The sequence below is a fragment of the Pseudomonas sp. 05N434 genome, from assembly GCF_056396965.1.
Window position 1 is genome coordinate 1 of the sequence record NZ_JBFTMK010000085.1, and the last position, 13977, is coordinate 13977.

At 60.5% G+C, this 13977-nt stretch carries 13 protein-coding genes and 1 pseudogene; 4 read left to right on the forward strand and 10 right to left on the reverse strand.

Going from position 1 to position 13977, the window contains the following annotated elements; translation table 11 throughout:
• A partial coding sequence (locus tag AC1DLB_RS08250; RefSeq protein ID WP_477784852.1) for a universal stress protein occupies window positions 1–566 on the reverse strand: 566 nt, incomplete at its 3' end.
• A gap of 92 nt (window positions 567–658) precedes the next feature.
• Window positions 659–1582, reverse strand: a complete 924-nt coding sequence (locus tag AC1DLB_RS08255) for a LysR substrate-binding domain-containing protein (protein ID WP_018928049.1) — start codon at window positions 1580–1582, stop codon at window positions 659–661.
• A 234-nt stretch (window positions 1583–1816) separates the two neighbouring features.
• Between AC1DLB_RS08255 and AC1DLB_RS08260 the strand changes: the two are divergent.
• Both AC1DLB_RS08260 and cuyB read left to right on the forward strand, forming a co-directional pair.
• Window positions 1817–2996, forward strand: a pseudogene (locus AC1DLB_RS08260) (dicarboxylate/amino acid:cation symporter).
• Between the two features lie 11 nt (window positions 2997–3007).
• Window positions 3008–4507, forward strand: a complete 1500-nt coding sequence (gene cuyB / locus AC1DLB_RS08265; protein ID WP_477744559.1) for a cysteate racemase — start codon at window positions 3008–3010, stop codon at window positions 4505–4507.
• Here the strand turns inward: cuyB and AC1DLB_RS08270 are convergent.
• The 3 genes from AC1DLB_RS08270 to AC1DLB_RS08280 all read right to left on the reverse strand — a co-directional run bounded on the left by AC1DLB_RS08270 (window position 4504) and on the right by AC1DLB_RS08280 (window position 6187).
• Window positions 4504–4890, reverse strand: a complete 387-nt coding sequence (locus AC1DLB_RS08270; RefSeq protein ID WP_477744560.1) for a DUF488 domain-containing protein — start codon at window positions 4888–4890, stop codon at window positions 4504–4506. The genes cuyB and AC1DLB_RS08270 overlap by 4 nt on opposite strands.
• Window positions 4891–4901: 11 nt before the next feature.
• Complete coding sequence (pcsA, locus tag AC1DLB_RS08275) at window positions 4902–5624, reverse strand: phosphatidylcholine synthase (RefSeq protein WP_018928045.1); 723 nt, start codon at window positions 5622–5624, stop codon at window positions 4902–4904.
• A gap of 197 nt (window positions 5625–5821) precedes the next feature.
• Window positions 5822–6187 (reverse strand): VOC family protein, encoded by a 366-nt coding sequence (locus tag AC1DLB_RS08280; protein ID WP_018928044.1) that lies wholly within the window; start codon window positions 6185–6187, stop codon window positions 5822–5824.
• A gap of 107 nt (window positions 6188–6294) precedes the next feature.
• Here AC1DLB_RS08280 and AC1DLB_RS08285 point away from each other — a divergent pair, with 107 nt between their 5' ends.
• The gene (locus tag AC1DLB_RS08285) at window positions 6295–7068 is read left to right on the forward strand and encodes a tellurite resistance TerB family protein (RefSeq protein ID WP_138867220.1); all 774 of its coding nucleotides are present in this window, start codon (window positions 6295–6297) and stop codon (window positions 7066–7068) included.
• Between the two features lie 121 nt (window positions 7069–7189).
• On the opposite strand, the gene hglS is transcribed toward AC1DLB_RS08285, so the two are convergent.
• The 5 genes from hglS to AC1DLB_RS08310 all read right to left on the reverse strand — a co-directional run bounded on the left by hglS (window position 7190) and on the right by AC1DLB_RS08310 (window position 13485).
• Window positions 7190–8581: a 2-oxoadipate dioxygenase/decarboxylase HglS gene (hglS, locus tag AC1DLB_RS08290; protein WP_477784853.1), complete on the reverse strand. Its 1392-nt coding sequence runs from the start codon at window positions 8579–8581 to the stop codon at window positions 7190–7192.
• Between the two features lie 129 nt (window positions 8582–8710).
• Window positions 8711–9928: a glycolate oxidase subunit GlcF gene (gene glcF / locus AC1DLB_RS08295; protein ID WP_477744562.1), complete on the reverse strand. Its 1218-nt coding sequence runs from the start codon at window positions 9926–9928 to the stop codon at window positions 8711–8713.
• Entirely contained in the window at window positions 9929–10978 is a 1050-nt protein-coding gene (gene glcE / locus AC1DLB_RS08300) for a glycolate oxidase subunit GlcE (RefSeq protein WP_477784854.1), read from the reverse strand.
• Window positions 10978–12477 (reverse strand): glycolate oxidase subunit GlcD, encoded by a 1500-nt coding sequence (gene glcD / locus AC1DLB_RS08305; protein WP_477744564.1) that lies wholly within the window; start codon window positions 12475–12477, stop codon window positions 10978–10980. The genes glcE and glcD overlap by 1 nt, the downstream gene beginning before the upstream one ends.
• A gap of 63 nt (window positions 12478–12540) precedes the next feature.
• Window positions 12541–13485 (reverse strand): alpha/beta fold hydrolase, encoded by a 945-nt coding sequence (locus AC1DLB_RS08310; protein ID WP_258613683.1) that lies wholly within the window; start codon window positions 13483–13485, stop codon window positions 12541–12543.
• A gap of 260 nt (window positions 13486–13745) precedes the next feature.
• On the opposite strand from AC1DLB_RS08310, the gene AC1DLB_RS08315 reads away from it, so the two are divergent.
• Window positions 13746–13977, forward strand: a 232-nt coding sequence (locus AC1DLB_RS08315; RefSeq protein WP_477784855.1) for an MASE2 domain-containing protein, incomplete at its 3' end; no start/stop codon positions are given.

Here is a 13977-nt window from a genome sequence, read left to right on the forward strand (position 1 = left end):
GCATTGCAGGCGCTCGCCAGTTTCGATGCTTCGTGAAGGATTCTGTCKTTGAAGCTTTTGTAGTGATCGTCGCGATGAAGCGGGTCGACCGCGGCGACGATCTTGCGCGGCAACGCGCGAGTGGCATGGCTGACGAAATGCAGCGGCACCGGGCATTCGCGCAGCAAATGCACGTCGAGGGGCGTAAACACCAGTCGCGACAGCCGCGATTGATGCTCCAGCGCCTTGATCAGCACGTCCATCGGCTGCTCTTTGAGGTGAATCAGGATTTCCTCCAGCGGATGCTCGACCCAGGCCACCTCGGTGGTGACGTGTACACCGATCTTGCGCAAGGGATGGGCCTGTTCCTCAAGCCACTGGCGGTGACGCTCGACGTAGCCCAAGCGCATCTGTTCCAGGGCTTTTTCGTTGACCAGGCTGGCGGTCGCCAGACCTTCCAGATAGTCGAAGGCCACGATGTGCAGGGCCGCCCCCTCGGCCTTGGCCAGCATCGCGGCCCGGTCGAAGGCGGGGCTGTGCTCCATCAGCGGTGAAGCGACCAGCATGAAGCGTGATTCACCAGACATGACAAACCTCCCGTGGGTAAGCGAGCAGACGGTGGTCGTTCAATACATCTCAATCCTTTCATTATTGACCATGATCAACCCCTCGTCCGGTTCTAATGTGGGAGCGGGTTTGCTCGCGATGCGGTCTCAAGCGTCTTCCAAAGCTCGCGCATCGTCGGGTTCTGATTGGCGATCGAACAATACGAACGAATCTCCAGCCGGGTCTTCCATTCATCGCCGCCGGCCAGCACCAATTGCCCTCGCTCCAGTTCATCGGTCACGGCGCTCAGGGGCAGCCAGGCAACGCCGTAGCCCTCGATCGCCATTCTCATCAGCAACATGGCCATGTCCGCCTCAAAGCAACGATCAAGCACGCAAGCAGTCGGTGCATTCTTGATGACGATATCGGCCACGCGACCCAAAAAAGTGGTCGCGGTATAGGCCAGGTGCGGCACTGGCTTGGCGGCCGTCCCCGGCAGCCGATGCAACGGTTTGCCGTTATTGTCCGGCGCGCACAGTGGAACGAACGAATCATGCCCCAGGGTCAAGCTGCCGAACTTCTCGGGGTCGAGCTGGATCGGGGCGAGGGGATGGTGGTAGACGATCATCAAATCGCAGCTGCCTTCCTCCAGCGCAATCACCGCATCGTGGATGTTCGCAGCCACCACGCGAGCATTGAAGGGCTCATTCTGCTGTTGAAACTGGGTGAGCCATTTAGGCAGGAAGGTCATTGAAAGACTGTGCCCGGCGGTGACCTGAATCGAGCGCCCCGGCATTCGTTCGCCTTCGCGAAGGGCCAGGCGCAATTGCAGCAACGCCGACAGCGCCTCGCGCCCCTCTTCACAGAAGCTGCGGCCCGCTTGAGTCAGCTGGACAGGATAAGTGCCGCGATCCACCAGTTCGGCGCCCACCCATTCTTCAAGTGAACGAATCCGCCGGGACAACGCGGACTGCGTGACGCAACGCACTTCCGCCGCTCGGGAAAAGTTCTTCCATTCGGCAATCGCCAGAAGATCGTCCAACCATTTGGTTTGCATGCTGGCACCTCATTGCGTCTCTGGCGAAGAGTTTACTGCGGTGCAATGGCGCCATTAAGGGAATTTCGCAAACTATTCCAAAAACGCATCAGCCTATGGTGATTACTCATCATCCGGCGTGAATGGCGTCCTTAGAATCGGTGCCACAACCCCGCTGCCGCAGAACATCGGGGCACTTCAATCTTGTCTCCTGCCAAGTAAAAAGACCTACAAAACCACTTGAGGAAATGCACCGTGAAAAGAAACAGACTACCCCGCCAGATTGCGATGGCTATCGCCTTGGGCGTCCTTGCAGGTTGGGCCTGCCATCATTTCGCAGCGGATGAGAAAGCCGCCAGGGAGATCGCCTCCTACTTCTCGATGGTGACGGACATTTTCCTGCGGTTGATCAAGATGATCATCGCGCCTTTGGTGTTCGCCACACTGGTCGGTGGTATTGCCAGCATGGGTAATTCCCGATCCGTAGGGCGGATCGGCGCGAGGGCGATGATCTGGTTCGTGTCGGCCTCAATCATTTCGCTGTTCATTGGCATGTTGCTGGTGAATGTGTTCCAGCCAGGCGCGGGTCTGGATCTGCAGGTGACTCAAGGCGCAGCGGCGCCGGCCGTTGTCAGCACGGGTGACTTCAGCCTCAAGGTATTCATCAGTCACGTGTTCCCTCGAAGCATCGCAGAAGCCATGGCCAACAATGAGATTCTGCAAATTGTAGTGTTCTCTCTGTTTTTCGGCTTTGCGCTGGCAGGCATCAAGCGCGCTGGCTATACGAAGATCACCGACAGCATTGAAGAACTGGGCAAGGTGATGTTCAAGATCACTGACTATGTCATGGCCTTTGCGCCAGTTGGTGTCTTTGCCGCCATCGCTTCGGCCATCACCACCCAAGGTCTCGGCTTGCTGGTCGATTATGGAAAACTGATTGCCGAGTTCTACCTGGGCATTGTGATTCTATGGGGATCCAAAAACCATGGAAGCGCTGGAGAAGTTCGGCGCACCCAAGCGGGTATCCAGCTTCGTACTGCCACTGGGGTACTCATTCAACCTCGACGGCTCGATGATGTATCAAGCCTTCGCCATTATGTTCATCGCTCAGGCCTACAACATTGATTTGAGCTTTACGCAGCAGCTGCTGATCTTGCTGACGCTGATGATTACCAGCAAGGGCATGGCGGGTGTTGCCCGGGCTTCGGTGGTGGTCGTGGCGGCGACGTTGCCCATGTTCAATCTGCCAGAGGCTGGCATTTTGCTGATCATCGGTATTGATCAGTTCCTCGATATGGCCAGGACGGCCACCAATGTGGTGGGCAACAGCATCGCAACAGCCGTGATCGCTAAATCCGAGCCTCTCGAAGAGCCGGACGACGTGCCGCAAACCGAGGTGTCCCCACTGCCTGTTCGCTCTGTAGCCACCGTCTGAGCGCTATCACCATGAAAACGAAATCAAAGCCATCCCGTGAGTCTTCATTGGTACACAAACTGGGCATCGTCGGCGGGCTTGGCTCACTGGCCGGCGGCGATCTTTTCTATAAGTTGGTGAAGTCCAGGGCGGTGCTTGAGGATCAAGGCCGCTATCACTTCCTGTTCGAGCAACACCCGTTCAAAGATGTGCTGATGCCGTTGGATCGGGGCGCGAGCATGACCTCCAGAAAGTTCTATGTTTTCCAGGTCTGTCAGACTTTCGAGGCCAGCGGGGTCAGCGCGATCGTACTGCCGTGTTTTGCCAGTCACACTTTCCGCGAAGAGATACAGGAGGAGATAGGCATACCGGTTCTGGACATGATGGCCGCATTGCGCAGGCACATCGATCATGTTGTTGAACCCGGCACGGTATTGGGCATTCTCGCCTCAGACTATGTTCGTCACGCCGGTTTGTTCGAACGCTACTTCGGCTCCGACTTCAAACTCGTTTATCCAGGTGCCGACGAACAATCGGGGTTGATGGAAGCGATGTATGGCGTCAACGGCATCAAGGATGGCTACCTTGACGGTGTACCGCTGGAATGTGTGTATCAGGCCTGCCTGTCGCTTCAGGAGCAGGGGGCCACGATGGTCTTGCCGGGCATGACCGAGCTCTCGTTGGTCAGCGGCGACCTGCAGCGGCGGGGCATCACGGTGCTGGATATCAATGAGATTTATGCCGTCTTCGCGACCCAGCAGAAAGGTCAGTCGAATCGCCCACCCTTCAAGCTTGGGATCGTCGGCGGGGTGGGGCCTGCGGCAACGGTCGATTTCATGGGCAAGGTGGTTGCGCATACACCGGCCGGCCGTGACCAGGAGCACATCAAGATGGTGGTCGAACAAAACCCCCAGATTCCTGATCGCACCGCCAATTTGCTGAATGACGAAACCGATCCGACGATGGCGATGTATGCCACCTGCAAGCGGCTTGAAAGTGCAGGAGCCAATGCGATTGCGATCCCGTGCAACACCGCCCACGCATTCGTCGAGCGCATCCAGGCACACTTGCGCGTACCCATTGTGAACATGCTTGCCGAGACGGTAGAGGCCATCGTTCAGCGGTATGGCGCCGGGAAAACAGTCGGTTTGCTGGCGACGTCGGGCACGATCAAGAGTCAGGTCTACCACGAGGCCGCCCGGCGAGTCGGGTTGCACATAGTCGCCCCCGGGGTGGATTACCAGGCGCTGGTCATGGATGCGATTTATGGGGCGCTCGGGATCAAGGCCGGGTTCACCGAGGGCCTTTGCAGGGACCAACTCCTGATCGCCGCCGAGCACTTGTGTGAACTGGGCGCCGATGTGCTTATCCTGGGATGCACGGAGTTGCCGCTGGTGCTGCAGCATAGCGAGGCCTTCATGATCAAGGGGCATCAAGTGGCATTGATCGACCCGACGACCATTCTGGCTATGAAGTGTATTCAGCTTGCCCGTGAACATTCGGGCGAGCGATCAAATTTGCATCTTGGCTAAATAATTTTTGCGCCCCGTGCCTCCAGCAACTCCCGCAATACGGAACGGTGGCAGTGCGCTTCGTCTTCGCAATAACACCCCACGGCCAGCGAGGTTTGATGGGAGAGGGCGGCCAGCAGGTCCAGCAGCTGACTGGGCGCGGGATGGTTCATCTCGGCCTTGAACTTGCGCTTGAAGGTCTCCCAGGCTTTGGCATCTTCTGCCGCTTTGGCTTCGGCCACCAGTTCGGGGCTGGGGGACAGCAGCGGTTGCCACACATCATAGAAATCACGGCTGGCGAATTCGGCCTTCGGTACGCCACGGGGCGGGCGGCGTACCGTGCCCAGGCGCAGGCCTTCATTTGCGGTGCGAGGTGAACCGAGTCGCACGATATGGATGGGCATGAGTGCAGTGCCTATTTGAGCCGCGAGCCGTCGAACCACTCCAGCGCCGTGCGCCAGATGCAGATCCCCAGGAAGTACGCCGACATCAGCAGCCACAGGCCCATCACCAGTGGATTGATGACCGGATGGTTGAGCACCAGCGACAAGCTGCACAGCAACCAGATGGCCGTCACGGCAATGTTGATCGGCATGAAGCGGCGCACGCGGAACGGGTGCAGGAATTTCATTCGAGTCACGGTCAACAGCGCCAGGCCGATCACGGTGAGCAACGTGATCCACGGCGACGGACCGATGATGTACAGGCACAACGCAACCACATTCCACGCGGCCGGGAAGCCCTGGAAGTAGTTGTCCTTGCTCTTCATGTTGACGTTGCAGAAGCAGAACAGCGACGACACCAGAATCAGCGACACGGTCAGCAGCAGGGTGTAGTCCGGCAACGGGATGTAACGGTAGATGAACAGCGCCGGGATAAACACATACGTCAGGTAGTCGATCACCAGGTCGAGGATCGAGCCGTCGAAACTTGGCAGCACCGATTGCACATTGACCTTGCGTGCCAGCGCGCCGTCCAGCCCGTCGACGATCAGCGCCACGCCCAGCCACAGCAGGCAATGGGTGGGCTGGTTCTCCAGCAGGGCGAGGGTCGCGAGGAAAGCAGTGACCACGCCGGTGGCGGTAAAACCATGGGCGCCCCATGCTTTGAGCCTGGCGATGTGTACGGTGGATATCACGGGGGCGTTCTCCAGAAAATGAAGCAAGCCAGTTATCACCCTGCTATTGAGGGCGTCGGCAAACCGGATCGGGTTGCAGGTATCGACCGGATTTTCGGGGATAAGGTTCACCACCTTTGAATCTTAGACGCCGCGCAAAAAAATACCCCGGAAATATCCGGGGTACGTCATGAGCGTTGTATGCCAGTGTTGTCAGCTTAATGAGGAAAGAACACACGCAGCCGATGGCTATCCGGGTCAAGGGCGACGAAGGTGCGACCGAAGTCGAGTTCGGTCGGTGTTTGCAGCATGGTCAGCCCGAGAGCGCTCCACTTGGCAAACAGTGCATCGACCTGTTCGGCAGACTCCACCGGGAACGCCAGCTCGGTCCCGCCGCCCGTTACAGTCGTTGCAGGTTCGGCGGTATGCCGCGACCAGAGCCCCAGTTTATAGCCGTCGTCCAGGACAAACAGGGCGAAGGTCGGCGACTCTTCCACGGGCTTGCGCTCCAGCAGAAACTCATAAAACCGTGCACTGACGGCGGGGTTGTCCACGAAAAGCAAAATGAAACGGGGAGTGATCATGGGGTTGCTCCATTAGAAGGTGGGCGCAGCATAAAAGGAGGCGCTGTCAGTTTCTGTCAGGAGTGTGAAGGGGCACCATTTGACGTCAGCCAGACGGAGTTGGCGGAATGTCCGGCGAGGACTATCGTTGCCTGACTTGGTTTCTGCCCATCAATGAGGACGTCGTCATGAACACCAGCGATTTGCTTGAGCAATTACTGCGGGCCGGCCAGGGCTCGTTGTCGCAACAAGGTGGTGGTGCGGCGTCGACTCAAGGCGGCTTGGGTGGCTTGCTCGGTGGCCTGTTGGGTGGCAGCGCGAGTGGAGGTGCTGGCGGCGGAGGTCTGGGAGGTTTGCTCGGTGGTCTGTTGGGCGGCGGTTCCCCTTCGGGCGGTTCAAGCCAATCGCGCTCGGGCGGCACCAACTATGCGGCGTTGGCCTCTTTGGGGATGATGGCCTTCCAGGCCTATCAGGCATGGCAACGCAGCCAGGCCTCGGCACCCCAACAGGCGCCGCGTACCGTTGATCTGTTGTCCGGTCCGGAAATCGAAGACCACAGCCACGCCATCCTTCGCGCCTTGATCGCCGCCGCCAAGGCCGACGGCCGTATCGACGACGCCGAGAAACAAATGATCAGCACTGAAATCGGCCGCCATACCGACGACCCGCAACTGCAACAATGGCTCGATGACGAAGTCGCCCGGCCGCTGGATGCCGCCGATGTGGCGCAGTCCGCTCAGGACCCGGGCATGGCCGCCGAGATGTACCTGGCCAGCGTGATGCTGGTGGACGATCAGCAGGACGCCGAGCGCAATTATCTGGATGAACTGGCCGCTGCGCTGAAGATCGATCCAGAGCTGCAACTGCACCTGGAGCAACAGGCCAAGGGCGGTGCGGCTTAAAAGGTTGAAAACGTGCCGTGCCTGCAACGACGCGACGAACGACGAGGCGGCCCCTCCTGCATGAAATACGTATTCCTGCAGGAGCTGCCGCAGGGCTGCGATCTTTTCGCGGCCATAACGCCTAATCGGTAACCTTCAAGCCCAATGCTGCAAAACACTCTTCGATCGATCGCCGCTGCGTCTCGGCATACAAGCCCAACTCATCAATCGTCGGCCGTCCCAGCGCCTTTTCGAACGCCTGTTGGTTCGAATGCACGCCATAGTGGGTTTGCGCCGCGTCCCCCAGGTTCGACTGAAAAATCCCCGCCGCACTGACCGGCAGGAAATCTTCGTACACCAGCGGTTCAACCCGTACATACCCGTCGCGGAGCAAATCCTCCAGCGACGCGTCTTTCAGCCCATCCGCCGCCAGGCCTTTTTCGGTCACGAAGTAGCGAAAGTACGCCAGTTCCTGTTGGCGCATATCCTCAACGGTGTCAGGGAATTCGCCAAAGTGCTGCGTCATTAGCGCGTTGTAGCGTGCGGCATTGGCTTCGTTGGGAAACTCCTTGAGCTCATCCCGGGCAGCGTTGAGCAAACGGTCGTAAAGCGCCCGGCCCTTAGGTGTGAGCGCCGCGCCGCGCTGTTCGATTTCACCGAAGCGGGCGCTGTGGCTGCCACACATCTCGGCTTGATCGGTAAAAGCGACAGGCTCGTCCAGCGCCTTGAAGCTGGTTTGACGCAGCAGAATCGGGCATTGGCGGCGGGGTGGGCCTTCGATCACCGCTTTGGGGGTAATGCCATGGGCGGGCATTTGTGCCTGGACGATGTCGATGTCCAGGGTGCGTGGTGTCAGGTGATTGATGTGTGGGCCTTTGAAGGCCACCACGTCGGCGATCAGTCGATGCTGGGCGCTGAGTTGCTGGTACTGCTTGGCGGTGACGGTGGCGCTGTGGTGCCAGCGGAAGGTTTCCAGGGCTTGTGCGACGAAGTCTTGCGCCTCGTATTCGGTCAGGCCGCCCTGGGTTTCGGCGCGCTCGATGAGCGTCAGCGCGGCCGGGGTGAAGATTGAACGCTGGTCCAGCACTGATTGGGCAAAGGCCCGCAGTTCGGTGTCTTCGATCAGTTCCAGGCGCAGTAGCGAGGTGAACACCCGGAACGGGCTGACCTGCAACGCCGCCTCATGCACGGCACGAAATGCAGTGGAATRCACCGGCACGCCGGCCGGGGTCAGGTCGTAATAGCCCACCGGTTGCATGCCCATCACCGCGAACAGGCGGGCGAGGGTTGCCAGTTCAGTGGCGGTGCCGACGCGGATTGCACCGTGGCGCTCCAGGTCCAGCCGCTGGATTTCCCCGGTGCTGTGCAGCTGTCGGGCGATTTGCGGGTCGCTGTCCAGCACGTGGCGGTTGGTCTGCTCCACCAGTTCCATCAGCGCGCCGTACAGCGGCACTTCTTCGCGGTACATGTCGGACATCGCTTTGGAGAAGCGTTGGCGGATCAGGTCAGGGCTGACGAAATTCGGGTGGCTCATGAAAAAAATTCCTGGCGCAGTGACGTAACGGATGCCGGAAAAGATCGCAGCCTTCGGCGGCGCCGACAAACGAAGTTTCTGACGAACTTCATTCTGCCAAGGACTGTTCTTGCCACTCAGGCTGCTCGGTCAACGCAGCACTTGGTCCACCAATTCGATCCAGTGCCTGACTGGGGTACGCCCGGCGCTGTTGAGGTGGCTCTGGCAGCCGATGTTGGCGGTGGCGATGACTTCTGGGTGGCCGCTTTCCAGGGCGTTGAGTTTGTTGTCGCGCAGTTGCCGGGCCAACTCCGGTTGGGTGATCGAATAGGTGCCCGCCGAGCCGCAACACAAATGACTGTCGGGTACAGCTGTGAGATTGAAGCCCAACCGCGTCAACACGGCCTCGACCGCGCCGCCGAGTTTCTGTGCGTGCTGCAAGGTGCAGGGGCAGTGAAAGGCGATCCGTCGGTCGGTGGCGGCGCAAACTCGCTCCAACGGCTCATCGGCCAGCACTTGCACCAGGTCCAGCGCCATTTCGCTGACTCGCCGTGCCTTGGCCGCATAAACCGGGTCGCGCTCCAGCAGATGCCCGTAGTCCTTGATGAATGCGCCGCAGCCGCTGGCGGTTTGCACGATGGCTTCGGCGCCGCTTTCCAGGTACGGCCACCAAGCGTCGATGTTGCGTCGGGCGCGGTCCAGGCCCACGGCTTGGGCGTCGAGGTGATAGTCCAGCGCACCGCAGCAGCCGGCTTCCGGCACCGCAATCACACTAATTCCCAGCCGATCCAGCACCCGCGCCGTCGCGGCGTTGGTGTTCGGTGACAGACCGGGTTGTACGCAGCCTTCGAGCATCAACACCTGGCGCGCATGCCGAGGGACGGGGCGTTCGCCCGGAGCAGGGAGGTCGTGGGGTAACTTYGCCTCAACCCCCCGTGGTAGCAACGGCCGGAAAGTGGCGCCGATCTGCAGCAGGGTCTTGAACAGGTTCGGGTTTGGCGCCAATGCCCGCAGGCCCTGACGCAACAGCCGTTGGCTGGCCGGGCGCGGCACTGCTTGATCGATCACGGCGCGGCCAATGTCCAGCAGGTTGTGATAATCCACCCCGGACGGGCAGGTGGTTTCGCAGTTGCGGCAGGTCAGGCAGCGATCCAGGTGCAATTGGGCCTGGGCCGTGGCGGGGGCGCCTTCGAGCACTTGCTTGATCAGGTAGATGCGCCCGCGTGGCCCGTCYAGTTCGTCGCCGAGCAGTTGATAGGTCGGACAGGTGGCGTTGCAAAACCCGCAGTGCACGCAGGTGCGCAGAATCTTGTCCGCTTCTTCGGCGCGGGGCAGTTTCCGGGACTGCTCGCTAAGGTTGGTTTGCATCTAGAACTCCGCGTACATCCGGCCAGGGTTGAACAGCCCTTGCGGGTCCAGTTGCGCCTTGAGTTGCCGGTGATAGCGCAGCAGCGCCGGGGCCAGGGGCTGGAAAGGCGTTTCTGTGACGCCATGGCTGAAACAGGTGGCATGGCCGCCGTGCTGCTGAGCCAGTGATTGAATGTTATCGGCTGCGGATTTCAACCAGCGTTGCGCGCCACCCCAGTCGATCAACTRCTCGCCGGGCAAGTCCAGTGGCCCGAGGTTATTGGGCAATGACAAGCGCCACAGCGGCAGGCCTTCATTGAAAAAGTCTAGTCGTTGTTCGTTCAGGTCGGACCAATAGCCCGAGTCCAGCGGCTCGCCACCGAGCCGTTGATGGGCCGCCGCGACCGAGCCTTCGCCGCCTTCCAGGCGCAGGTACAAACGCTGGCCGTCGTGGCTGGCGGCGCTGATGGGCAGCGGTTGCTGGCCCCATTGCGCCAGATTGGCCAAGGCGCGGGCGCAGTCGATGTCCAGGCTGATGCTCAGGCATTGCCGGGGTTTGGGCAGCACCTTGAGCGAGACTTCGGTCAGCACCCCGAGGCAGCCGTAACTGCCGACCATCAGGCGCGACAGGTCATAACCGGCGACGTTTTTCATCACTTCGCCGCCAAAGCGCAGGTGAGTGCCCAGGCCGCTGATCACCCGCGTACCGAGGACAAAGTCCCGCACCGAGCCGGCCCACGGGCGCCGTGGCCCGGACAGCCCCGCCGCGATCATCCCGCCGACCGTGGCGCCTTCGCCGAACGACRGCGGCTCGCAGGGCAACATTTGCCCCGCGGCATCCAGCGCGGCAAACAGTTCGCTCAGCGGTGTGCCGGCGCGAACGCTGATCACCAGTTCCGTCGGGTCATAGCTGACGATGCCGCAGTGGGCGCGGGTATCGAGCACTTCGCCGGCCACTTCACGGCCGAGAAAGGCCTTGGTGTTCCCTCCCTGAATGCGCAGCGGCGTGGCGTTTTCCAGCGCCTGCCTGACCTGGTCGAGCAGGGCTTCACTGGCATCGAAATCTGCCATCAGAAACGCTCCAGGTCAGGGAACGGCAGTTTTCCTGCGTGAATGTGCATCGCGCCGAATTCCGCGCAGCGGTGCAGGGTCGGGATGTTCTTGCCGGGGTTGAGCAGCCCCTGCGGGTCAAACGCGGCTTTCACCGCGTGAAACAAGGTCAACTCGTCACTGTTGAACTGCGCGCACATCTGATTGATTTTCTCCCGGCCCACGCCGTGCTCACCGGTGATGCTGCCGCCGACTTTCACGCACAGTTCGAGGATCTTGCCGCCGAGGGCTTCGGCCCGTTCCAGTTCGCCGGGCTGGTTGGCGTCGAACAGGATCAGCGGGTGCATGTTGCCGTCGCCGGCGTGGAACACGTTGGCTACCCGCAAGCCATATTCTTGCGCCAGGCTGGCGATGCCCTTGAGTACGCCGGGCAGTTCGCGGCGGGGGATGGTGCCGTCCATGCAGTAGTAATCCGGCGAGAGGCGGCCGATGGCCGGGAAGGCGTTTTTGCGTCCGGCCCAGAACCGCACGCGCTCGGCCTCGTCCCGGGCCTGGCGCACCTCGCTGGCGCCGGCCTGTTGCAACACCTCGCGGACTCGCTCGCAATCGTCATGGACATCGGCTTCGACGCCGTCCAGTTCGCACAGCAGGATCGCTTCGGCATCCACTGGGTAACCGGCGTGGATGAAATCCTCGGCGGCGCGGATCGCCAGGTTGTCCATCATTTCCAGGCCACCGGGTATGATCCCGGCGGCGATGATTTCGGCCACCGCGCGACCGGCCTTTTCCACGGAATCGAAACTGGCCAGCAGGACTTTGGCGACCTGAGGCTTGGGCAGCAGTTTGACCGTGACTTCGGTGATGATCCCCAGCAAGCCTTCGGAGCCGGTAAACAGCGCCAGCAGGTCAAACCCCGGAGCGTCCAGCGAGTCGGCGCCGAGGGTCAGGTGTTCGCCTTCAAGGGTCAGGATTTCGAGTTTCAGCAGGTTGTGCACAGTCAGGCCGTACTTGAGGCAATGCACGCCACCGGCGTTTTCCGCGACATTGCCGCCGATTGAGCAAGCGATTTGCGAGGACGGGTCCGGTGCGTAATACAAACCGAAGGGCGCCGCTGCCTGGGAAATCGCCAGGTTGCGCACCCCTGGCTGGACCCGTGCGGTGCGGGTGGCGGGGTCGATGTGCAAGATGTTGTTGAATCGCACCATCACCAGCAACACGCCTTTGTCCAGCGGCAGCGCACCGCCGGACAACCCGGTGCCGGCCCCGCGCGCCACCACCGGCACGTTCCGGGCATGGCAGAGCTTGAGCAGTGCCTGCACCTGTTCAAGATGCCGGGGCAGGGCCACCAGCATCGGCGTGGTGCGATAGGCCGAGAGACCGTCGCATTCGTAGGGCTTGAGTTCTTCCTCGCGCCAGAGGATGTCCAGGTCCGGCACCTCCTGTTGCAAGGCCTTGAGCAACACGGCCTTGTCGACATTGGGCAGGGCGCCGTCGATGCGTTCGTCGTAAAGAATGTTCATCAATCGCGCCTCGTATGAATCGCCGAGCATCCCCCCGAATTATCTGCCAACCCGTAGCAGCTGCTATGAGGCGGTGGGGGTCATGTGATGCGCCCGCAAAAACTCCCGGTACAAGCGTGCGGTTTTGGTCGGCTGCTCAACCATCGGCATGTGGCCGACACCGTCCCAGATTTCCACCCGCAGATCGGCGATGCCCTTGCTCCAGACGGGCACGCTGCTGACGTCGATCAAGCGGTCCTTGCGCCCCCACAGCAGCAGCGCCGGGCATTTGATATCGGGCAGTTTTGGTTCCATCGGCGGGCTGGCCCGGAAGTCCCTGAAGATTTCTTCCAGCTCGTCGCGCTGCTGTTCATAGCGCTGGGCGACAGCGTCCAGCACGATCCCCGGTACCCATGGCGGCGAAGCCATGGTCATGGCGTAGAAATGCTGAAACTCTTCACGGGAATGAATCAGGAACGGGTTATGGCCGCGAGCCAGGTGGCGATCCATGTCGCTGGGTTCCGGGGCAGTGACGCCAGCCGGATCGAGCAGCGCCAGCGAGACGATACGCTCGGGGTAATTGACCGCCAGCCATGCCGCGATGTAGCCACCCATGGAATTGCCGATCACGTGCACCTTCTCGACGCCGCAGACATCGAGCAATTGGATCAATCGTTTGGCCTGGACCGGAATGTCGTAGCCACCACCGGCCTTGAAGCCGGTTTCGCCATGGCCGGCGAGGTCGGGGATGATCACCCGGTAGTCGTTGACGAAATGCCGGGCGAAGCGCAGCCAGATATTCTTGTCGGCGCTGTAGCCGTGCAGCATCAGTATGTTGCTGGAGGCTTCGTAGGGGCCGCCTTGCCAGGTCGAGACGGTCATTTCGGTGATCGGCACGATAAGCTTGTGCAACCGATACAGCCGGGCCTCCAGCGCCATGTTCAAGTCATAGAGCCAGTAACCGATGGCCGGGTAGCTCAACCAGCTCCAGGCCGCGAAAACGGCGATAGCGACAACCAACAAAAGCATCAGGCTATTCCTTTTGCAGTGATCAGGACGGAAGGTGGTTGGCGGAGCCTCTGCAGCGGCCTCCTGTTTATCGTGGTTTATCGATCCCTTACTTCATGTATAGACAAACATTGGGCACTCGCCTCATCGCGATACCACACTATTGGAGCTACCAGCTGTCAGACCGTCATCCGGTGATGGCTATTCGCCGTTCCCCTGATAGACTTCAATCACTTTCACCCATGTGATGTCAGGCTCGGTTCAGTAGTACAGAGGCCTCTATGGAAAAAAAGGGAGGAAAGGGACTTTCATTGGCCAGGAGGCTTTATGGGTCGCGCATCCYGGGTCTGGCCCTTGGACTATTGTGTGTCGGTGCAGGGATGTATCCACTCGACCCCGCGCCCTGGGTCTGGGTGGTGATGCTGTTCAACGGCGTCATCTGGCCGCATGTGGCCTATCAATGGGCGCGTCGGGCGAAAATTCCTTATCACGCCGAACACCGCAACATTCTGG

Excerpts from the sequence above, each read along its gene's own strand:
- AC1DLB_RS08255 (WP_018928049.1), bottom strand. The coding sequence starts at position 1,582 with ATGCAAACCAAATGGTTGGACGATCTTCTGGCGATTGCCGAATGGAAG.
- cuyB (WP_477744559.1), top strand. The coding sequence starts at position 3,008 with ATGAAAACGAAATCAAAGCCATCCCGTGAGTCTTCATTGGTACACAAA.
- AC1DLB_RS08270 (WP_477744560.1), bottom strand. The coding sequence starts at position 4,890 with ATGCCCATCCATATCGTGCGACTCGGTTCACCTCGCACCGCAAATGAA.
- AC1DLB_RS08280 (WP_018928044.1), bottom strand. The coding sequence starts at position 6,187 with ATGATCACTCCCCGTTTCATTTTGCTTTTCGTGGACAACCCCGCCGTC.
- AC1DLB_RS08285 (WP_138867220.1), top strand. The coding sequence starts at position 6,295 with ATGTCCGGCGAGGACTATCGTTGCCTGACTTGGTTTCTGCCCATCAAT.
- glcD (WP_477744564.1), bottom strand. The coding sequence starts at position 12,477 with ATGAACATTCTTTACGACGAACGCATCGACGGCGCCCTGCCCAATGTC.
- AC1DLB_RS08310 (WP_258613683.1), bottom strand. The coding sequence starts at position 13,485 with ATGCTTTTGTTGGTTGTCGCTATCGCCGTTTTCGCGGCCTGGAGCTGG.